This window comes from Acinetobacter sp. 797_lipA, assembly GCF_058243025.1.
Genome location: NZ_JBZAYQ010000001.1, coordinates 2,998,078 through 3,017,349, shown reverse-complemented (window position 1 = coordinate 3,017,349; position 19,272 = coordinate 2,998,078). Strand labels below are relative to the sequence as shown.

Sequence of the window (19,272 nt, the reverse complement as noted above, 5' to 3'; positions counted from 1 at the left end):
TAAAATTATTCTTATTTCTAGTTCTTCTTCTGTTTCACTAGTAATAAAATGAGTAAACCTGATGTGTGCTGAAAAAACAGGAGGTTTTAACTTGGTAAACTAAACACACTCATCAGGAGTTTACCATGAGCAAGAAACACAAGACTTACACCACAGAATTTAAAGCTGAAGCCATCAAATTAATTGAAGCCAATCAAGGCAATGTCTCGGAAACAGCCAGACAACTTAGCATTTCAATGCAAACTCTTTCAAATTGGAATACCAAAGCAAAGGCTGGAACTTTAGCAGGTACAAAACAGTATTCACCTGATCTAAACGCTCTACTCGAAGAAAATAAAAAACTCAAACAACAGCTCAAAATAGCTGAAATGGAACGTGAATTTTTAAAAAAGGCAGCAGCGTACTTTGCCAAAGAAAGTCAGTAAGGTACGCCTATATGAAACAAAAAAGATATTCTTTTCCAATTACCTTAATGGCTCGATTACTTCATGTTTCAGTTTCATGTTTTTATGATTGGCTCAAGAGAGGCGTGAGCAAAAGAACGATTCAACGAAATCAACAGACGATATTGGTGAAAATAGCCCATGAGGAGACAAAGCAGAGTTATGGTTATATTCGATTAACCAAATACTTACAAGCTCAGGGCATAAAAATGAGTATGTACGCTGTACGTCAGATAAAAGCGCTGAACCACCTGTATTGTAAGCGACACAAGCGTTTTAAAAGGACTACGAATAGTGACCATAATCGAGCGATCTATGAAAACCTGCTGGAGCAACAATTCTCAATGACTAGACCAAATCAAGCATGGTCAAGTGATATTACGTACATATGGACTGTTGAAGGATGGCTGTACTTAGCAGCGGTAAAAGACCTTTACACGAAGCAAGTGGTTGGCTATAGCTTAAATGAGCGCATGACAGCACAGCTTGTTTGTAATGCGCTAAATATGGCTATTCACAATCAAAAACCAACCAAAGAACTGATTGTGCATTCAGACAGAGGAAGTCAATATTGCAGCCATGAATATCGAAATATACTTGAGCAATATGGTTTTCAAGGTTCAATGAGCAAGCGCGGAGACTGTTACGATAATGCACCGATTGAAAGCTTTTGGGGAATACTGAAAAATGAGTTAGTGCATCATTACAACTATCAAACCAGAGAAGAAGCCAAAGCAGATATTATAAAATACATTGAGTTATTTTATAATCATCGAAGAATTCAAAAGGGTTTGGGTTTTAAGACACCAAATCAAATGGCCGAAGACTTTTATAAGTTGGCTGCCTAGAATCTCCCAAGGGAAAGTCTCCTGATAATTCAGCGTATATCAACCCTTCTTTATCCGTTTTACCGTGGAAAGTTTCACCATTCATATATATTTCATAACATACATTAGCTAAAGGTTCTCCTGTTAACTCATCCTGTAGTACAAATTTTTTTCCGTATTTAAAATTAGGTTCAGCTACAAAACTATTAGTATTATTAGATACAATTTTTGGACTACTAGTCCCACTACTCATCACAGCTAAATCAGAAATTTTTAAATATTTTGATCCACAACTAGAGGTATCACCAACAGCAACAATGCTTTTTCCACCCACGACCATAAAACCTTGATTAGAAGCTATTGCACGTGATTGAACTTTACATTTAGGACAAAAATGAGTCATACCATCAAGATGTACTGCCTTACCTTCGACTAAAAAAGATGAGTCACCTAAAACAATGATTCAACCATGATCTGTTTTACAACCTACTGTGATTAATGCTTTCATTTATTTTTTATAATTTTTTAACGATATTGTTATTCAACCATAAGAATTAAACGATACAAAATTCCAAGGAATACCCTGAAATATTGATTCCATTTTAGATAATAGGGCTTATATGAACCTAATTTAAATATTATTTTATATATCAGTAATTTATAATTTAAAGGTAAGCACAGAAAATCATGGGAAAGCAATTTTTAGACAAATAGTATTTTTTGTAAGCAGTTTAGTTATGTTTTGCCAATCAAAAAGGATCTTTAAGTTAAAAAAAGCTATTTTTATTCAAACTTAAGTTTTCCTAAACTTTGAAGAATATCTCCTTCCAACATTACCCACTCCTCAAACTCAGGCTCGACCAACAAAGTCTGCGACACAAAGCCATAACACACCCGCTGTACATTTAAACTGATTCGCTTGAGTTGCACTTCATCTTCAATATAAGGCTCAAGGATGCTGCGCCACATCTGCACCATCATTTCATAACTCTTTCGATAGCTTTCAATGTTTGAAACCTGCCGTTCCAGTAGAAAAGTCTGTGCCCAGAGAAACTGTCGAGCCTGAATCTGCTCAAGCTGAAAGTGAATAATTTGCTGTAAATAGTCCTCAAAACTCAATTTTGTGGATAACTCCATCAGGCTTTGTGCATAACTTTTTAGCTGCTCCGCATTAGTTTTCACATGCTGGTGAATGGTCAATGCAACCAAATCTTCCTTCTTTGAAAAGTACTCATAAAAGGTACCCAAACCGACACCCGCCACATCGGTAATTTCCCGAATGGTAATTTCGTGCGCATGGCGCTCATGCAAAAGCCGAACAAAACTTTCTTGCAAAGCTTCTTGGGTGAGCTTGGCTCGCGACTGGCGCGGTCTACGGCGGACTTGGATCTCAGGATTCTTCATAGCACAAAGCTGAACATGGCAGACACAATTTTTCTCTATACTGAAATGAAAAGCACAGCATAACAAGAGCAAAGTGATATGAATACCGCATGGATGACCCATCAAATCAGCAATCAATTTGATGAACTGGAAAATTACAACTTGTTTGAAACCGATACCGTTTTAAAAGAAATTCTCACTCGTTATGGTAGTCAGGATCAGGCAAGACTCACAGAGATGGGCAAAGTTGTTGGTTCAGCGGAATATTATGACTATGCTGAGCTCGCCAATAGGCATACGCCTATTTTACACGCCTTCGATGCGCGCGGACGCCGTAAAGACTTTATCGAGTTTCATCCTGCATGGCATAAATGGATGGGGTTAAATCGTCAGTTCGATACTCATGCACATCCGTTTAATCATCCCAATTCATCCTCAAAATGGGTCGAGTGGGCAGCGCGTTTTTATTTGGCAGGGCAAGTGGAATGCGGAAACTTATGTCCAAATTCGATGACCTTAGGCAGTATTCCACTGATTCAACGCGAACCTGAACTGTGGGCCAAAATCGGCGATAAGTTACTTTCAACCGAATATGATGAACGTGATGTGCCGATCAGTCAAAAAAAATCGATTTGGCTGGGCATGGGCATGACCGAAAAGCAAGGTGGTTCAGATGTGCGTGCCAATGAAACCATGGCTGTACCAATCGCAGAGTCGGGGCGCGGACAAGCTTATTTACTCACAGGACACAAATGGTTTTTTTCTGCACCGATGTGTGATGCACATTTGGTGGTGGCAAAGACGGAACAAGATGGTTTGGCGTGTTTCTTTGTGCCGCGCTGGCTAGAGGATGGCACCAAGAATCCAATTCATGTGCAACGCTTAAAAGAAAAAGTCGGCAACCGAAGTAACTCTAGCTCCGAAGTCGAATTTAAAGAGGCGTGGGGCATTATGATTGGGGAGGCGGGACGCGGTATTCCAACCATCATTGAAATGGCGAACTATACCCGTTTGACCTGTTCGGTGGGCAGTACTGCCATGCTTAGACAGGCCTTGGTGCAATGTATTGCCTATACCCGTCAGCGCAAAGCTTTTGGCAAACATTTAGCGCAGCAACCTTTGATGCAAGCGGTACTGGCAGATTTAGCCTTAGAAACGGAAGCGGCGATGCAGTTGAGTTTCCATTTGGCCCATTGCTATGAGGTAGATGATGCGCTGTCTGTGGCGTGGAAACGCATTATGACCCCAGCTTCGAAGTTCTGGATATGTAAACGTACTGTGGAACTCACAGGGGAGATGATGGAAGTCTTTGGTGGCAATGGCTATGTCGACAACGGCATCATGGCGCGTATTTTTAAAGAAGCGCCAGTCAATACCATTTGGGAAGGCTCAGGCAATGTCATGTGTTTGGATGTGCTGCGTGCTATCAGCCGTGATGTAGAGTCGATTGAAATCCTGTTTCAAGATTTGGCTACCACGGCTATGCAAGATGAACAGTTGAAACAAGAGCTGCAAAATCTATTTCAGTTGTTCCAACAGACACCTGAAGAACTACAATTTATGGGGCGCAGTTTGGTCAGCCGTTTAGTGATTTTGGCACAAGCAGTCCTGCTGAAACGGCATGCACCAGACTATGTGGCTGATGGCTTTATTCAAAGCCGTTATAGTCCATTTCATGGTCGGGTTGTCGGGATGCTTGAGATGAAACAACCCGACGTAGAACGACTACTGCATAGAGCATTTGTAGCTTAAAGCTCTTTATTGTACGGAAAGCTTTTGTGCTTCATCTTGTTCGAGTTTGATGTTGGGGCTGTCTTCAGCCTGAATAATATCAATCGGAATAAAGCGGACTTGAACAATGCTTGGGTTATCGTTCAAGTCTGGCAATAGCTTTTGATTGAGTGCTGCAATTTGCGCTGGGCTAGGCGGAATATCTCCACGGATAGAGACACGGACTAAAGTGAAATCATCTCTTTTATCGTATTGGATGGTATCAATAATATTATTGGCATGGTTCAGCTCAGTGCTAATGGTCGCCTCGGTACTGCTTTCGTACAGCCGTGTATTGAGCAGCGCATAAAAGTTGAGTGAGAGATAAATCCCTAAAAGTGCCAAGAACATTAGGCTAACAGCATTACGTTTGAGAAACTCTTTGACACTACTCTGCACTTCTTCGGTGGAACCCCGTCTAAAGCCTGCAATCCAAAGGACTAAAGATGAGCTAATCTGAATGGCGAAGATGTTGGTCACTGCCAGTAAAAATGCATTGGCTGAGTTTTTCCATTCCATATGTGCAAATAAAATCCCGCTGGCCACCAAGGGCGGAACTAAGGCTGTCGCAACGGCGACGCCCACTACGGCCACAGACAGGCGAGGGGATACTGAGGCAAAAGCACCTGCGGCACCCCCTGCTAAAGCAATCATCAAATCCAAAATGGTTGGCTGCGTGCGCGATAAAATTTCATTGGTCATAGGTAGGTCATAGTTCACCAGCCCTAAAATGATCCCAATGCTATAAATCATGGCAACGCCAAGTAACAAGGTCGACAACGCGGTTTTAAACAGCAGCCATCGGTTATCAATTAAAGCCAAGGCAATGCCTGAAATCGGCCCCAGCATCATGGCAACCAACATCGCGCCAATCACCACCGCAGCAGAGTTGGACAGCAGTCCATAGCCTGCAATAACGGCAGCCAAGGCATTCATAATAAAAAAGGTTTTGCTTGGCAGTGCATCCGCTTGGATGTTTAATCGGACTTTTTGGTGGTCAATTTTTTTGGAGTTTTCGCGCAAGGCCTGCTTATAACGAATTTTTTCTTTTAGAAACTCATACTTTTCTTGGTCTGGCGTATCTTTGACCACAATGGTTGCATCTTTGTCTTTTCCGAGTGGCATGGCGATGCTCTTATTTTGTCTGTGATTAAGATTTAATCTAGCGCTTTTATCAAGGGAAGCAAACAAAAAAATGGTGAGAAATAATATGATTCACGCTTCAATTTAGAATATGTGCTAATCACTTTCTTTTTATTGAAGCGAGGCTTCTCGATTTTGTTGAACATCATTCATTAACAAGGACTTTTTAGCACCGAGCAGGACAGATTTTCTTGAAATCGCGAGGCCATTCAGAAAAAGACAGATCAATTACAGATGTTTAGCTGACCCTAGAGCATATTCTTGTTAGAACAAGACGCTACGATTGGAAATAATATTTTTCATCACCATGGTAGAGATGAGACGTTGCACATTTGGCAGTGCTGACAAGTGCTCATCATAGAGTTTTTGATAACTTTCTAAGTCATAGGTCACGACATGCAGCAAATAGTCGGGGTCACCAAAAAGTCGCTGCGCTTTCACAATTTGAGGAATCTTAAGAATCGCGTCTTCAAGACTTTGTACCGAATCTTTATCGCCATTTTTGAGCGTCACAAAAACAATGGTGGAGAAATTCAAGCCAAGCTGGGAGATATCCAACTGTGCGCGATAGCCTTTGATAATACCTGTATCTTCTAAGGCTTTGACTCTACGGTGACAGGGAGAGAGGCTAAGCCCTACCTTATGCGCCAACTCCGTAACAGATAAACGACCATCGGCTTGTAGTTCAGCAAGAATCTTCTTATCAATTTTATCCATGTGGAAGAATCTCCCCTTTTTAGGCGTTATTGCACAAATATTTGAAAGCACATTTTAGAGCCTAAAGGATATCCTTTCAAAATTATTTGATACAGATCATGTTTTGATTGGATTAAACCTCAAAAACGATGATGAATAAGAGAGGAAAGGGATGTCACTGAATATTTTGATTGCATTTTGGGGTGTTTCTATCCTGTTTGTGATGACACCAGGTATAGATTGGGCCTATGCCATTTCATCCGGGATACAGGGCAAAAGAGTCTTGCCTGCGGTAACCGGGTTATTAACAGGGCATTTGATGGCGGCACTGATTGTTGCAGCGGGTGTGGGCACATTGGTGACCAGTCAGCCCGTATTGCTTCAAGTGCTCACGGGTGCTGGGGCTGTTTATTTGCTGTGGATGGGGCTGAGCCTGTCGATGCGTCCTGCGAGTATTAGCAGCGATCAGGTTGCCATTGCATCTTCAAAGTCATGGTACATTCGAGGCGTTTATTTAAGTGGCTTAAACCCGAAAGTTCTGCTGCTATTTTTAGCTTTATTGCCGCCCTTTATCGACCCGCGAGCGGCTTGGTCACCCACGTCACAAATTGTTTTATTGGCGGGGATTCACCTCATGAGTTGTGCGGCTGTTTATTTCTTGGTTGGATTTAGTGCGCAGAAAGTTTTGGGCACACGTCCGCAGGCAGCTAGAGTGGTCAGTCGAGTGTCAGGGGCATTGATGATGTTGATGGCGATGATTTTATTGTTAGAACAGTTTTATGTCTAAGCGATATTTTAAGCATATGGATCAAAGGCAGTGCAAAATATAGCATTGCCTTAACCTGTAATTGAATTGAAAAATAGTGCATGAGCTGGGGATATAGGTTCAGCCAAAATGGCTTGTAATACGTTCAAAAAGGCGTAAAATTTCTACCGCATCATCAGTGAGATGATCACATCAATAAGGTGAAAAAAATGGCAAAGAAGAAAGCTGAGCCAAAAGTTGTGATTCACAACTTCGTGGCTAAACATATGCATGAAGTTAACCAAAGCCAAGTTTTTGTAGACCGAAAGAAAAATGCAAAACGAGGCTATGATAAGCATAAAAAAGGGAGATATTCAGATGATTATCTCCCTTTTTTAATGCCTCTTCTTTGGGCTTAAGACTCTTAAGCCGTCACAATCCGCGTTGCAGATTTGACCATGTCGGCTAAACCATGGGTTTTAAAATAATATTCCATCTGACTTTTCACGATGAGTGGATTACTCATTTTCAACGCTCGATCTAACAATTCGACCGCATCCGTCATTGGGATATGACAAATGGCTTTGCGTACACGCAGAATGTTACTTGAGCTCATTGATAGGGTATTGAAGCCCATCGCCATCAGTAAGATCGCAGACAAAGGATCACCCGCCATTTCCCCACAAATACTGACCGGTTTGTTGTACTTATGACACTCTTTGACTAAGCGGGTGAGTGCACGTAAAACCGCAGGGTGGAAATGAGAGTAGACATTGGCGACACGTGGATTATTACGGTCGACGGCCAGTAAGTATTGCGTTAGGTCGTTTGAACCCACCGAGAAAAAGTCAACCAACTCGGCAAACTCTTCAATCTGCAATAAGACACTTGGTACTTCGACCATGATCCCGATTTTGGGTTTGGTGATTTTGACCTGTTCTTCTTCTTGTACCGCGACCCAGTCACGCTCCAGTAAATACAACGCTTCTTCTACTTCACTGACACTGGTTACCATCGGCAGTAGAATGTGTAGGTTGTTGAGACCAATACTGGCTTTGAGCATGGCACGAATTTGCGAAGAAAAAATTTCAGGGTGGTCGAGCGTAAAGCGAATGCCGCGCCAGCCCAATGCTGAGTTTTCTTCCTCAATTGAAAAATAAGGCAAGTCCTTATCTGCACCGATATCGAGGGTACGCATCACCACAGGTTTGTTGGCGAAGTGACTCAACTGTTGACGATAAATCGCACGCTGTTCTTCTTCACCCGGGAAGCGATCACGTAGCATGAACGGAATTTCAGAGCGATATAGACCAACGCCTTTGGCACCGCGTTGTACACCACGGACCACATCAATCATCAAGCCAGTATTGACGAACAGTTTGACTGCGACACCATCAGGGGTGATGGCATCTTTAGTTTCATACTGTTTTAAATCTTTGGCAATCAGTTCTTCTTCTTTTTGAATTTCTTTATAGCGACTACGTAAACGGCGAGGTGGATTAATGAACACACGCCCTTGGTGCGCATCGACTATCATTTCCACATCATCGAGGGTATTAATTGGCAGTTCAGTGACACCAACAACGGTTGGAATACCGAGTGCGCGCGCTACAATCACCATATGCGAGTTCATGGCGCCTTCGGTAGTTACGATGGCTGCAATTTTATCGACTGGCAGTTCAACCAAGGCTGCGGTTGAGATTTCTTCTCCAATCAGAATACTTTCATCGGTAAGTTCACGGTGGCTGGAGTCGGCTTCTTGCAAATAGGCCAAAATCCGTCGCCCGAGATCTTTTAAGTCCGCGGCACGTTCACGGAGATAGTCATCTTCCATCTGTTCAAACAGATCGATGTGATTATCGATGACGATACGCACCGCACCTTGTGCCCAGTTACCATCACGAATTTGTTCTTTAATTTCCGCTGGCAGCGCATTTTCATCCAACATGCGTAAGAACACGCTAAACAAGGCGCGCTCTTCCGCCATGAGGGCATCTTGCATTTTGTCATCAAGTGATTTGATTTCATCACGCACTGAGGTCAGGGCACGATCAAGCAGTTCTAATTCCTCACTGATGTCATCGGCTTCACGGTCAGGGACAGCCGCCAAATCCGCAGGGGGATAGAGAATGACGGCACGCCCTAATGCAATTCCACCTGAACCCGGGACACCTTGGAAGGTTTTATAGGCAGGTAGATTGCTGGGTTTACGAAATACATCGATATTGCCCACCGCATGCGCATGCGCAATGACCCCTGAAAGCTGAGCACAGAGCGTGACGAGGAATGATTCCGCAGCTTCACTAAAGTCTTGCGACTCTTTGTTTTGCACCACGAGCACGCCCATGACTTTACGGCGGTACATGACCGGTACACCGAGAAACGAGTTATAAATTTCCTCACCTGTTTCAGGTAAGTACATAAAACGTTCATGTTTCGGTGCATTGTCAAGGTTGACGATTTCTTCACGTTGCCCCACCAGACCGACCAAGCCTTCACTGGTATGCAGTGAAACATGGCCGACCGAATCGGGGTTCAAACCTTTCGATGCCATCAACAAATAACGTTGATTGCGTTCGTCGAGTAAATAGATGGAGCAAACATCAACATGCATGGCTTCCGCCACATGGTTGACCATAATGTCGAGTGATTCATGCAAACTGGTGGACGCATTGATTTCTTGTACAATGCGTCGAAGGGTATCCAGTTGCATATTCGACATCGCGTCTACTCCAAAAATAATGTGCGTCCAACTTATTTATAACAAGAGATCCTTAAAAAATCTGTAGGACGTCTAGATTTTTTAAGGCTTTTTTTGAGGGAGCTGATTGCACAGCTCCACCATCGCTTTGCGGTATACATCGCGTTTAAAATTCACAACTTGCCCCAGCGGGTACCAATAACTGACCCACTGCCATTGGTCAAACTCAGGCGGATCAGACAAATTCAAACGAATGTTCTGAGCGGGAGCAGTGAGTTTGAGTAAAAACCACTTTTGTTTTTGTCCAATACATACGGGATCGGAATCTGTACGAATGTATCGGTGCGGCAAACGATAACGCAGCCAACCTTTAGTTTGCGCTACAATTTGGACGTGTTCGGGCAGTAAGCCAACTTCTTCTCTCAGCTCACGATAAAGTGCCTGTTCAGGGGTTTCTCCATATTGGATACCTCCTTGTGGAAATTGCCAAGCATTGTGTCCAATGCGTTTTGCCCATAAAACTTGTCCAAACTCGTTTGCCAAAATGATCCCGACATTGGGTCGGAAACCTTCCGAATCGATCATTTGGCTACCTAAATATTGTGTAATTTATGACTTTGCGATCGGGGATTTTTATTTCTGTATCCAACTCGAAAAAAGCAAAGTTTAAAAATGTTAAAATTGCTATGATCTTAACGAATTTCTATCGACTAGCGGAGATAGATTTACAAATTTTTTCTTAAATTTCAGTTTTTACGAGTATTTTCATGAAATTGGCGCTATTTGATCTCGATCACACCTTGTTAAACACTGATTCAGATCATTCTTGGGGAGAGTTTTTGGTGAATGAAGGCTTGGTCGACCCAGTTCGCCATCGCGCCATGAACGATAAATTTTATGAAGACTACAAAGCAGGGCAGCTCGACCCGATTGCCTATAATGAATTTGTGTTTGAATTTTTGACTCAACATGACAATGCCTACCTCACTGAACTGCATGAGCTGTTCATGCACAAAGTGATTCGCCCGCAAATGCGTCCTGAAGGTTTTGCAGCCATTGAAAAACACCGCGATGCTGGACATGTTTTGGTTGGCATTACCGCAACCTCTGATTTTATTACGGCACCGATTTTTCGTGAATTTGGGATTAGTGAAATTATTGCGACCAATGCTGAAGTGGTTGAGGGTAAATACACGGGCAAAGTGATCAATACACCATGCTATCAAAAAGGCAAATTGACGCGTTTAGATCAATGGCTTGCAGGGCGTGATGTTAGCGAGTCTTGGGCGTATTCAGATTCCATCAATGATCGCTTTTTACTGGAATACGCTGACCATGCCATTGCCGTCAATCCAGATGACCGCCTAGAAGCATTGGCTAAAGAGCAGGCATGGGAAATCCAAGACTGGTCGATTTAAGTATCTGTCTTTAGTTGTTTGAAAAGGCTGCTTTCGGGCAGTCTTTTTTATTTGAAAGGCATCGATGTCAAAAATGAAAAGTGCGTAAAGCGATAATAAAATATCGGGCTATAGGTGGGCTGATCTTGGCAAATTAACCAAATATGCTATGTTGAACCTTGGCTAAAACTATTTTGACTATGAAAAATTAGAACATAAGCGTGGAGAAAAATATGAGTGTACGACCAAGAATGACCCACCTGTTTGAGCAACTCGGTTTAGATGCGAGTGAAGAGGCCATCGCCTTGTTTATTGTAACGCATCAGCTCAATGCACAAACCACGATTGTTGACGCAGAGTATTGGACTGAAGCGCAACGTCAGTTTTTGGCAGAAAAAATTAAATCGGACGGTGAATGGGCCATTATTGTAGACCAGTTGAATGAATCCCTGCATGAAGATTCACTGATCCAAAAATAAGTAGAACTCAAAGAGGCTGAGCATCGAAGCTTTGCCTCTCTTGATAAAAATAAGATAAAAGTAGAAATTTATGTCTCTCGATCATCAAGCTTTTCCTGACTCTACGTCTTTAGACTCTGTAGCTTCAGTTAATCAATTGGAACAAGATCGTGCCCTGTTTATAGGTGTGAAATATGAGTCTTACTATCAAGCTCAATTTGAAAAAATCACGCCAAGGAAACAATATGCAGGTTTTAATATTGCCGCCTTTTTCTTAGGTGTGGTCTGGTTATTTTATCGAAAAATCTACAGTTATGGCTTTATGGCCATTGGTTTGATTGTGGTCATAGGGATGGTTGAAATACTTTTGGGGATTGAAAGTTCTGGTGCAAATATTGGCTTGGCCGTAGCATTTGGAATGTTTGGGAAGACCTCGTATAAGCATCATGTCGATCAGCAGATTGCCAAAATTCGCCAATTTGGAAATAGCAACGTCAATACGGAATTAGAAAATCGTGGGGGTACAAATATCGTAGCAGGTTCGATCTTGCTGGTGATTTGGCTTGGGCTGGTTGCACTGGCTATTAGTGCTTCTTAATTCGCTCGCGCAAAATAAAAAACCATCCTTGTGGATGGTTTTTTAATGCCTGTAAAGCTTAGTTCATCATTGCAATCAGTTCTTGCACCGCACGAGATTGGGTTCTGCCCGGATGCCAAACCATACCGAGTTGACGGTTCATTTCGAACTTCACATTCAACTGCTGTAGGTCTTGGTTAATCATCGTTTTTGGAAGCACTGACCAGCCCAGTCCAATCGATGCCAACATACGAATCGATTCGAGTGGATTATTGCTCATGGTGATTTTAGGTTTCAGCCCTTGTTTTTCAAACTCTGCCAAGGTGATTTGGCTGGTATAGGTTTGTGATGCAGGCAATAAACTTGGGTATTGAATCAGGTCTTCGAGTTGTAAGTTTTGCATTTGTGCCAGCGGATGAAACGGTGCTGCTACAAAAACCAAAGGATCTTCCCAAATGGTGACGTATTGCAAACGTTCATCGAGTTTAGGCGGTAGGGTTAAAAATGCCAATTCCAAATCACCCGCCAGTACTTTTTCATGCGCTTGCTCGGAGTCAACAAAGTGCACATCTAATGTGACATTTGGAAAGCTTTGCACATAGCTACGTAAATGGCTCGGCAAGTGATGCAAACCAATATGGTGACTGGTGCCAATTTTGAGTTTGCCTTGGACCATGCCTTGTTCATGACTCAAGGTATGATGAATGTCACCCAGTTCATTGAGCCAGTTTTTAACTTTAGGCAGCAGTGAATGCGCGGCATGTGTGGCTTGTACACCACGACCCGCAGACTCAAACAGTTTCACACCAAAATATTCTTCTAAACTATGAATACGTTTGGTTACAGCAGGTTGCGTAATGAAGAGCTGATCTGCGGCTAAAGAAATAGAGCCGGTTTCCATGACTTTTACAAAAGCTTCGAAGGCTGCAAGATTCATAAGGATAATCTAGTTATGAAAGTATAATTAAATTATAAAATAATTTTATATGAATTGCGATCTTTAAAATTAATAGTAGGTTATTTGGTCTGGACTGAAATAAAAAAAAATCACTTGATGTGATCTTTGGAGAGTTGAGAGGGTGCTTGATATAAAGGCTTAAGCGGGAATATTTTCTTCGGTGGTACGGTTCTTTTTCTCCCAAATACGTTCATGGAAAAAGAATGCGAAGGCTTGAACGGTTGGTTCTAATAAGCTGAGGGTGACCGCCATCCATAAGTTACCTGTGACAAAGTAAGCCACAATCATGGCCACAGTAATGTGCATGATGTAATAGCTTAGGGTTTTTTTGAATATGCGCTGATTGTTCGCTACAAATTTCTGAATGTTCGCCATGATAAATACCCTCTCAATAATGTCTTTCACTTGTAAATAGTAATTATTATCATTAATAAAGTCAAAATGAAATTTTGATTGCTCATGATTGGGTTTTTGAATGTAAGGTGACGTAGTCGATTGTTTGGAATGTTTGACTTGAGAAAACAAACTTCTGTAGATTTTACTCTTTAGCTTATGAATAGGTCGCTTTCTTTTTATTCAGATCAATGAAGAGAGCCTTAAAAAGTATTGGTCTAACTAGGGAAGATAAACCTTGCATGGCTGAGCAGGGAAATATACTGTGAGGCCTACAACAAGTTGATAAATAGGCGTATAGGGCTTGAATTAAAACCAGCGGTGAGAGCTTGTCATCAAAGGGATTGAAACAAAGAGGTATGAATTTAAAATAATTCCAAAAAGTTTCTAAATTAATAAAAATGATAAATTAGATTTATGTGAAATCGTCGCTATAATCGATTTTAATGAAAGAATTACCCAGTCCAGTGGAGTCAATCGACATGGCAGGCGAAAACCAACAAGCAAAAACATTGTATGACAAATTGTGGGATGACCACTTAGTAAAACAACGCGACGATGGCTCGGCTTTACTCTATATCGACCGTCATTTATTACATGAAGTGACTTCTCCGCAAGCCTTTGAAGGTTTACAACTTGCGGGTCGTAAACCATGGCGTTTAAGTGCGAATGTAGCAACCCCTGATCATAACGTTCCAACATCGACCAAAGAGCGTTCAGAGGGAATAGCAGGTATTGAAGATGATACTTCACGTATCCAAGTTCAAACCTTAGACGACAACTGTAAAACCTTTAATGTGGTGCAGTTCGACATTAATGATGTCCGTCAAGGTATTGCTCACGTGGTCGGGCCTGAGCAAGGTTTGACTTTACCGGGTATGACTGTGGTCTGTGGAGACTCTCATACGGCAACACATGGTGCATTCGGCTGTTTGGCGCACGGGATTGGTACATCTGAAGTGGAGCATGTATTGGCAACCCAATGCTTGGTTCAAAAGAAGATGAAAAACATGTTGGTGCGTGTTGATGGTCAATTGGGTCAGGGCGTAACACCGAAAGACGTGGTTTTAGCCATCATCGGTAAAATTGGTACTGCAGGCGGTACAGGTCATGCCATCGAGTTTGGTGGTCAAGTGTTCCGTGATATGTCGATTGAAGGTCGTATGACGGTGTGTAATATGGCGATTGAAGGCGGTGCACGTGTAGGTATGGTTGCTGTCGATGACAAAACCATTGCCTATGTCAAAGACCGTCCATATGCACCACAAGGCGCACAGTGGGATGCTGCTGTTGCATATTGGAATACCTTACATTCGGATGCAGACGCGCATTTTGACACAGTAGTTGTATTGCAAGGTGAAGAGATTGAGCCACAAGTGTCTTGGGGTACATCGCCTGAAATGGTGATTCCAGTGACTCAAGCTGTACCAACTTTAGAACAAGCCAAAGATGAAGTGCAACGCAATGATTGGACGCGTGCTTATAACTACATGGGTTTAACCGCAGGTCAGGCGTTGGCAGATATTCAGTTAGACCGTGTCTTTATTGGTTCATGTACCAACTCGCGCATTGAAGATATTCGTGCCGCAGCAGAAGTGGCTAAAGGCAAAAAAGTGGCAAGTACCATTAAACAAGCCATGGTGGTTCCAGGGTCTGGTTTAGTCAAAGCTCAAGCAGAAGCTGAAGGCTTAGACAAAGTTTTGATTGAAGCAGGTTTTGAATGGCGTGAGCCAGGTTGTTCAATGTGTTTAGCAATGAATGCAGACAAATTACAACCTGGTGAGCACTGTGCATCGACCTCTAACCGTAACTTCGAAGGTCGTCAGGGCAATGGCGGTCGTACGCACTTGGTGAGTCCAGCAATGGCAGCCGCAGCAGCGATTGCAGGTCACTTTGTCGATGTGCGTTCATTTTAATTCGGGCTTGGGAGCATAGACATGAAAAAATATACCGTTGAACAGGGTATCGTTGCACCTTTAGACCGTGCCAATGTCGATACAGACTTGATCATTCCAAAACAGTTTTTGAAATCCATTAAGCGCACGGGTTTTGGTGAAAACTTATTTGATGAGTTGCGTTATTTAGATGAAGGTTTTTTAGGACAAGACAATTCTAAACGTCCTAAAAACCCTGATTTTGCATTGAATCAGCCACGTTACCAAGGGGCCAGTATCTTAATTTCTCGGGCGAACTTTGGTTGTGGCTCAAGCCGCGAACATGCGCCGTGGGCATTGGAAGAATATGGTTTCCGTACTGTGATTGCACCCAGCTATGCCGACATTTTCTTTAATAATAGTTTCAAAAATGGCATGTTACCTGTGATTTTGTCTGAAGAAATTGTTGACCAACTTTTCAAAGAGTGTGCAGCAACAGAAGGCTATCAGTTGACGATTGATTTGGATGCGCAAGAAGTGCGTACACCATCGGGTGAAGCCTTCACATTTGAAGTCGATCCGTTTCGTAAGCACTGTTTGTTAAATGGTTTGGATGATATTGGGTTAACTTTACAGGTTGCAGATGACATCAAAGCCTATGAAGAAAAGACCAAAGCATCTCGTCCGTGGGTGTTTGCTGAAATTCATGCTTAATTGAAAATTCGATGCATCTAGTGCTTGGGTCCATCTCTTGTTAATATCGAGCAAAAGAATTTTAAACGTTTTGCTACTGGTAAAGGTTGGGCTTGAACAATGGTGACGAGTTACAGTCGTATCGCTCTACTGGCGTTGGTGGGAACATTAACTGCCTGCCAAAGTATGAATACGGCAAGCATAAAGCGGATTCAGGATACCCCAGCGAGTAAAAATAATGCGCAGCTTTACTGTACCGGTACGGTGAATTGCGAATTTGAACGATGGAATCAGATCAAAATTGTGAATGCAGACAATCATCGCGTCAGCCGTGAGGCAATTCGCGAGAAGGTCGTGCGTCTAAAACGAGATGATTTGAATGAAGCGAATGCCTTGTTTCTGTCAGTGCCAGCGGGGCAACATGAACTGGTGATTCGCTTCTATCCTGTTTCGGTCGATCGCGCTGAAACGCTGCATGTGATTCATCGTTTTAAGCCTGCGGAACGCTACACCTTTAGAATGTTCCGTGCACGCAGTCGACATCAGGGAAGCTTGTTGAATATGTCTGCACCTGACCCTTTGTGTGTCGATTTAAAGCAAAACCAAAGAACAATTCGTCGTTTTTGCAAACCTTACAATGTCTTAAATGGCTTGGGCGAGTTTGTAGAACAAAAACTTTAATCGTGTGAGTCAGAACTCACCAACAATGGAATATTTCATGTCTAAACATATTTTGATTTTGGCTGGTGACGGCATTGGTCCTGAAATTGTAAAAGCCGCAGAGCAGGTACTTACACGAGTCAATGATCAATTCAATTTAGGTTTAACGTGGGAACAGGGCCTACTCGGTGGGGCTGCCATTGATGCGCACGGTTCACCTTATCCAGATGTGACTGCAGTACAAGCCAAAAATGCAGACGCGATTTTACTTGGTGCAGTGGGTGGTCCGAAATGGGATAACATTGAGCGTTCGATCCGTCCAGAGCGTGGTTTGTTAAAAATTCGTAGTGAATTGAATTTATTCGCGAACTTACGTCCAGCTATTTTGTATCCGCAATTGGCAGATGCATCAAGCTTAAAGCCTGAGATTGTAGCGGGTCTTGATATTCTTATTGTTCGTGAATTAACAGGCGGGATTTACTTCGGTCAGCCACGGGGTATTCGTGAACTTGAGAATGGTGAAAAACAAGGTTTTAACACCGACGTTTATGCTGAGTCTGAAATTAAGCGTATTGCGAAAGTGGCTTTTGAAATGGCTGGTTTACGTGGCGGAAAAGTCTGTTCTGTTGATAAAGCCAACGTCCTTGAAGTGACTGAACTTTGGAAGCAAACCGTAACGGCGATGAAAGAAGCTGACTATCCAAACATTAACTTGTCGCATATGTATGTTGATAATGCTGCAATGCAGTTGGTGCGCGCGCCTAAACAGTTTGATGTGATTGTGACAGGTAACTTATTTGGTGACATCTTGTCTGATGAAGCCGCGATGTTGACAGGTTCAATTGGGATGTTGCCATCAGCATCCTTAGATGAAAATGCGAAAGGGATGTATGAGCCATGTCATGGTTCGGCGCCCGATATCGCAGGACAAAATATTGCCAACCCATTAGCCACTATTCTTTCGGTAGCTATGATGTTGCGTTATACCTTCCGTGAAGAAGCTGCTGCTCAAGCGATTGAAGATGCAGTAGGCAATGTCCTAGATCAAGGCTTGCGTACCGCTGATATCATGTCTGAAGGCATGAGCAAAGTGGGTACTGCGGAAATGGGGCAGGCGGTTGTGGCTGCACTGAACTAAGCCAAAACAATTTGAAAACGCAGCCATCCGCTGCGTTTTTTTATGCCCAAAATTTAATAACCTTTGCAGGCTTTGCCTCGATATTGAATTGATTGTGCAATATTATCTTTTAATAAAAAGTGGACTTGGCACTCTAACTGAACATCATAAAATGGTGTATGTGTGGGAATAGGAATCGCACCGACACTGCTGTCACTACGCATAGTGGGCATAGGGGTTGGAATTTGAATGCGCCTGACAATGGTGTAACTGAGTTGGTTTGGTGTTTGAATCGGCGCACCTAAAGTTTCATAACCGAGTTGACGTAAGTTGAGTTCGCGCCGAATGCTCGATACATCTTGGCCGATATATTGTTCTAAATAGTCTGGGAGCGCAATTTTAGCGGGTGAAACGACGGTCTGGTGTTGCGTTGGAGAACTGCCACAAGCTTGAAGCAGTAGAAAGCAGATGGAACTAAAGAAACTGACAATAAAGGGCTTCATGATCATCCCCTAAGCAGAGAAAGACCCTTTTAGTATTGTATATCTGAACGTTCGTTTGAGTATGCTTCGAGTAATTTGAGATAAACGGTATATAGATGGCTCAACATAACATAGCTGTTAACATGCTTTGCCGACGTAGTGAATAGATTCCACAAGATCATCATGCAGTCTGAACTCAATGTTGCATTTCATTTCAATATTCAGGCTACCGCTGTAAGGTGTTGGAATGGGCGCACCCATACTGACACTGGTTCCAAGATTGGGGGTTCCCATCGGAATAGGCATATTACGTAACAGAGTGTAGGTCAGTTTCTCTGGGGTATGTACAGGAGCACCGAGCACTTTATAGCCCATGCTATTGAGGTTGAGTTGATTTTGAACTTGATGTGACGATTGTCCGATATAGTGTTGTAAGGTTTGCTTGAGCTGCGTTTGGCTTGTTGTGGCACAAGCAACACATAGCATTGGGAACAGTAAAATAGCGAGCTTCGTTGAAGTCGTCTTCATTATTGTTTTGGCGTATTAGGTTGTTATCTCATTTAATTATAGTTTGATTGTTGGTTTAAATACAGTCGATGTATAACGTTTAGTCTGAGTGCAGACATTAAAAAAGCCACTTAAAAAGTGGCTTTTTCGCTTCGCTAAAACTTAGCGCGCACGATAAGTGATACGACCCTTAGACAAATCATAAGGTGTCATTTCTACTTTAACACTGTCGCCAGTCAAAATACGAATATAGTGTTTACGCATTTTACCAGAGATGTGAGCAATCACTTCATGACCGTTTTCTAAACGTACACGAAACATAGTATTAGGAAGCGTCTCGGTGACAACGCCTTCGAACTCGATGAGTTCCTCTTTATTGGCCATAGCCTACCTGAATGAATAAATTGGAAAGGCGCAAATTATAGTCAATTTTTTTGCATAAAACAAG

22 protein-coding genes are annotated in these 19,272 nt (G+C 42.5%); 11 read left to right on the top strand and 11 right to left on the bottom strand.

The features are described from left to right. Nucleotides 1–125 precede the first annotated feature (125 nt). Nucleotides 126–1,291, top strand: a protein-coding gene (locus AC4CU2_RS14955) for an IS3-like element ISAba22 family transposase (protein ID WP_107908576.1) whose coding sequence is annotated in 2 segments (ribosomal slippage) — nucleotides 126–384 and nucleotides 384–1,291 — 1,167 coding nt in all. Because the reading frame shifts where the segments join, the coding sequence is not laid out codon by codon here. On the opposite strand, the gene AC4CU2_RS14950 is transcribed toward AC4CU2_RS14955, so the two are convergent. Further along, on the bottom strand, nucleotides 1,242–1,733 hold the full coding sequence (locus tag AC4CU2_RS14950; RefSeq protein ID WP_490769244.1) for a PAAR domain-containing protein: 492 nt from the start codon (nucleotides 1,731–1,733) through the stop codon (nucleotides 1,242–1,244). The genes AC4CU2_RS14955 and AC4CU2_RS14950 overlap by 50 nt on opposite strands. 320 nt (nucleotides 1,734–2,053) lie before the next feature. Beyond that, nucleotides 2,054–2,674, bottom strand: coding sequence for a TetR/AcrR family transcriptional regulator (locus AC4CU2_RS14945; protein WP_176537094.1), 621 nt, complete (start codon nucleotides 2,672–2,674; stop codon nucleotides 2,054–2,056). Between the two features lie 78 nt (nucleotides 2,675–2,752). Between AC4CU2_RS14945 and AC4CU2_RS14940 the strand changes: the two genes are divergently transcribed. Beyond that, nucleotides 2,753–4,405 carry an acyl-CoA dehydrogenase family protein gene (locus tag AC4CU2_RS14940; RefSeq protein WP_490769034.1) on the top strand — a complete coding sequence of 551 codons (1,653 nt, stop codon included), beginning with the start codon at nucleotides 2,753–2,755 and terminating at the stop codon, nucleotides 4,403–4,405. A gap of 6 nt (nucleotides 4,406–4,411) precedes the next feature. On the opposite strand, the gene AC4CU2_RS14935 is transcribed toward AC4CU2_RS14940, so the two are convergent. Continuing rightward, complete coding sequence (locus tag AC4CU2_RS14935) at nucleotides 4,412–5,548, bottom strand: DUF389 domain-containing protein (protein WP_490751902.1); 1,137 nt, start codon at nucleotides 5,546–5,548, stop codon at nucleotides 4,412–4,414. Nucleotides 5,549–5,830: 282 nt separating this feature from the next. Continuing rightward, entirely contained in the window at nucleotides 5,831–6,283 is a 453-nt protein-coding gene (locus AC4CU2_RS14930) for an Lrp/AsnC family transcriptional regulator (RefSeq protein ID WP_490769033.1), read from the bottom strand. Nucleotides 6,284–6,434: 151 nt separating this feature from the next. Here AC4CU2_RS14930 and AC4CU2_RS14925 point away from each other — a divergent pair, with 151 nt between their 5' ends. Together AC4CU2_RS14925 and AC4CU2_RS14920 are read left to right on the top strand one after the other, a co-directional pair. Next, complete coding sequence (locus tag AC4CU2_RS14925; protein ID WP_490769032.1) at nucleotides 6,435–7,049, top strand: LysE family translocator; 615 nt, start codon at nucleotides 6,435–6,437, stop codon at nucleotides 7,047–7,049. A gap of 188 nt (nucleotides 7,050–7,237) precedes the next feature. Next, nucleotides 7,238–7,426, top strand: a complete 189-nt coding sequence (locus AC4CU2_RS14920) for a DUF7230 family protein (RefSeq protein ID WP_332481862.1) — start codon at nucleotides 7,238–7,240, stop codon at nucleotides 7,424–7,426. 5 nt (nucleotides 7,427–7,431) lie between these two features. On the opposite strand, the gene ptsP is transcribed toward AC4CU2_RS14920, so the two are convergent. Beyond that, nucleotides 7,432–9,729: a phosphoenolpyruvate--protein phosphotransferase gene (gene ptsP / locus AC4CU2_RS14915; RefSeq protein ID WP_151835511.1), complete on the bottom strand. Its 2,298-nt coding sequence runs from the start codon at nucleotides 9,727–9,729 to the stop codon at nucleotides 7,432–7,434. An 81-nt stretch (nucleotides 9,730–9,810) separates the two neighbouring features. Beyond that, a complete protein-coding gene (locus AC4CU2_RS14910; RefSeq protein WP_004692547.1) occupies nucleotides 9,811–10,293 on the bottom strand; it encodes an RNA pyrophosphohydrolase in 483 nt (160 codons plus the stop codon). Nucleotides 10,294–10,475: 182 nt separating this feature from the next. Here AC4CU2_RS14910 and AC4CU2_RS14905 point away from each other — a divergent pair, with 182 nt between their 5' ends. From AC4CU2_RS14905 to AC4CU2_RS14895, 3 genes are all read left to right on the top strand, one after another. Beyond that, nucleotides 10,476–11,126 (top strand): HAD family hydrolase, encoded by a 651-nt coding sequence (locus AC4CU2_RS14905; RefSeq protein WP_125280798.1) that lies wholly within the window; start codon nucleotides 10,476–10,478, stop codon nucleotides 11,124–11,126. A gap of 212 nt (nucleotides 11,127–11,338) precedes the next feature. Then, complete coding sequence (locus AC4CU2_RS14900) at nucleotides 11,339–11,584, top strand: DUF2789 family protein (protein WP_004978928.1); 246 nt, start codon at nucleotides 11,339–11,341, stop codon at nucleotides 11,582–11,584. Nucleotides 11,585–11,654: 70 nt separating this feature from the next. Continuing rightward, nucleotides 11,655–12,161, top strand: a complete 507-nt coding sequence (locus AC4CU2_RS14895; protein WP_490769031.1) for a DUF2628 domain-containing protein — start codon at nucleotides 11,655–11,657, stop codon at nucleotides 12,159–12,161. A 58-nt stretch (nucleotides 12,162–12,219) separates the two neighbouring features. Here the strand turns inward: AC4CU2_RS14895 and AC4CU2_RS14890 are convergent, their stop codons facing one another. Both AC4CU2_RS14890 and AC4CU2_RS14885 read right to left on the bottom strand, forming a co-directional pair. Further along, nucleotides 12,220–13,077, bottom strand: a complete 858-nt coding sequence (locus AC4CU2_RS14890) for a LysR family transcriptional regulator (protein ID WP_004692542.1) — start codon at nucleotides 13,075–13,077, stop codon at nucleotides 12,220–12,222. A 159-nt stretch (nucleotides 13,078–13,236) separates the two neighbouring features. Continuing rightward, nucleotides 13,237–13,473 carry a DUF2061 domain-containing protein gene (locus AC4CU2_RS14885; protein ID WP_004692541.1) on the bottom strand — a complete coding sequence of 79 codons (237 nt, stop codon included), beginning with the start codon at nucleotides 13,471–13,473 and terminating at the stop codon, nucleotides 13,237–13,239. 500 nt (nucleotides 13,474–13,973) lie between these two features. On the opposite strand from AC4CU2_RS14885, the gene leuC reads away from it, so the two are divergent. The 4 genes from leuC to leuB all read left to right on the top strand — a co-directional run bounded on the left by leuC (nucleotide 13,974) and on the right by leuB (nucleotide 17,856). Beyond that, complete coding sequence (gene leuC, locus AC4CU2_RS14880) at nucleotides 13,974–15,407, top strand: 3-isopropylmalate dehydratase large subunit (protein ID WP_159153405.1); 1,434 nt, start codon at nucleotides 13,974–13,976, stop codon at nucleotides 15,405–15,407. A 21-nt stretch (nucleotides 15,408–15,428) separates the two neighbouring features. Beyond that, the gene (gene leuD / locus AC4CU2_RS14875; RefSeq protein WP_004692538.1) at nucleotides 15,429–16,079 is read left to right on the top strand and encodes a 3-isopropylmalate dehydratase small subunit; all 651 of its coding nucleotides are present in this window, start codon (nucleotides 15,429–15,431) and stop codon (nucleotides 16,077–16,079) included. Between the two features lie 99 nt (nucleotides 16,080–16,178). Continuing rightward, nucleotides 16,179–16,739 carry a hypothetical protein gene (locus AC4CU2_RS14870; RefSeq protein WP_005400864.1) on the top strand — a complete coding sequence of 187 codons (561 nt, stop codon included), beginning with the start codon at nucleotides 16,179–16,181 and terminating at the stop codon, nucleotides 16,737–16,739. Between the two features lie 37 nt (nucleotides 16,740–16,776). After that, nucleotides 16,777–17,856: a 3-isopropylmalate dehydrogenase gene (gene leuB / locus AC4CU2_RS14865; RefSeq protein ID WP_490769030.1), complete on the top strand. Its 1,080-nt coding sequence runs from the start codon at nucleotides 16,777–16,779 to the stop codon at nucleotides 17,854–17,856. A gap of 53 nt (nucleotides 17,857–17,909) precedes the next feature. On the opposite strand, the gene AC4CU2_RS14860 is transcribed toward leuB, so the two are convergent. The 3 genes from AC4CU2_RS14860 to infA form a co-directional block, all read right to left on the bottom strand. Beyond that, nucleotides 17,910–18,338 (bottom strand): hypothetical protein, encoded by a 429-nt coding sequence (locus AC4CU2_RS14860; protein WP_126038329.1) that lies wholly within the window; start codon nucleotides 18,336–18,338, stop codon nucleotides 17,910–17,912. A gap of 117 nt (nucleotides 18,339–18,455) precedes the next feature. Then, the gene (locus AC4CU2_RS14855; protein WP_490769029.1) at nucleotides 18,456–18,845 is read right to left on the bottom strand and encodes a hypothetical protein; all 390 of its coding nucleotides are present in this window, start codon (nucleotides 18,843–18,845) and stop codon (nucleotides 18,456–18,458) included. 141 nt (nucleotides 18,846–18,986) lie between these two features. Beyond that, nucleotides 18,987–19,208, bottom strand: coding sequence for a translation initiation factor IF-1 (infA, locus tag AC4CU2_RS14850; RefSeq protein WP_004692529.1), 222 nt, complete (start codon nucleotides 19,206–19,208; stop codon nucleotides 18,987–18,989). Nucleotides 19,209–19,272: the final 64 nt, after the last annotated feature.

Coding starts and splice junctions, on each gene's coding strand:
- AC4CU2_RS14925 (WP_490769032.1), top strand. CDS start 6,435: ATGTCACTGAATATTTTGATTGCATTTTGGGGTGTTTCTATCCTGTTT.
- AC4CU2_RS14890 (WP_004692542.1), bottom strand. CDS start 13,077: ATGAATCTTGCAGCCTTCGAAGCTTTTGTAAAAGTCATGGAAACCGGC.
- AC4CU2_RS14870 (WP_005400864.1), top strand. CDS start 16,179: ATGGTGACGAGTTACAGTCGTATCGCTCTACTGGCGTTGGTGGGAACA.
- leuC (WP_159153405.1), top strand. CDS start 13,974: ATGGCAGGCGAAAACCAACAAGCAAAAACATTGTATGACAAATTGTGG.
- leuB (WP_490769030.1), top strand. CDS start 16,777: ATGTCTAAACATATTTTGATTTTGGCTGGTGACGGCATTGGTCCTGAA.
- leuD (WP_004692538.1), top strand. CDS start 15,429: ATGAAAAAATATACCGTTGAACAGGGTATCGTTGCACCTTTAGACCGT.
- ptsP (WP_151835511.1), bottom strand. CDS start 9,729: ATGTCGAATATGCAACTGGATACCCTTCGACGCATTGTACAAGAAATC.
- AC4CU2_RS14940 (WP_490769034.1), top strand. CDS start 2,753: ATGAATACCGCATGGATGACCCATCAAATCAGCAATCAATTTGATGAA.
- AC4CU2_RS14900 (WP_004978928.1), top strand. CDS start 11,339: ATGAGTGTACGACCAAGAATGACCCACCTGTTTGAGCAACTCGGTTTA.
- AC4CU2_RS14905 (WP_125280798.1), top strand. CDS start 10,476: ATGAAATTGGCGCTATTTGATCTCGATCACACCTTGTTAAACACTGAT.
- AC4CU2_RS14935 (WP_490751902.1), bottom strand. CDS start 5,548: ATGCCACTCGGAAAAGACAAAGATGCAACCATTGTGGTCAAAGATACG.
- AC4CU2_RS14860 (WP_126038329.1), bottom strand. CDS start 18,338: ATGAAGCCCTTTATTGTCAGTTTCTTTAGTTCCATCTGCTTTCTACTG.
- infA (WP_004692529.1), bottom strand. CDS start 19,208: ATGGCCAATAAAGAGGAACTCATCGAGTTCGAAGGCGTTGTCACCGAG.
- AC4CU2_RS14930 (WP_490769033.1), bottom strand. CDS start 6,283: ATGGATAAAATTGATAAGAAGATTCTTGCTGAACTACAAGCCGATGGT.
- AC4CU2_RS14945 (WP_176537094.1), bottom strand. CDS start 2,674: ATGAAGAATCCTGAGATCCAAGTCCGCCGTAGACCGCGCCAGTCGCGA.
- AC4CU2_RS14855 (WP_490769029.1), bottom strand. CDS start 18,845: ATGAAGACGACTTCAACGAAGCTCGCTATTTTACTGTTCCCAATGCTA.
- AC4CU2_RS14910 (WP_004692547.1), bottom strand. CDS start 10,293: ATGATCGATTCGGAAGGTTTCCGACCCAATGTCGGGATCATTTTGGCA.
- AC4CU2_RS14895 (WP_490769031.1), top strand. CDS start 11,655: ATGTCTCTCGATCATCAAGCTTTTCCTGACTCTACGTCTTTAGACTCT.
- AC4CU2_RS14920 (WP_332481862.1), top strand. CDS start 7,238: ATGGCAAAGAAGAAAGCTGAGCCAAAAGTTGTGATTCACAACTTCGTG.
- AC4CU2_RS14885 (WP_004692541.1), bottom strand. CDS start 13,473: ATGGCGAACATTCAGAAATTTGTAGCGAACAATCAGCGCATATTCAAA.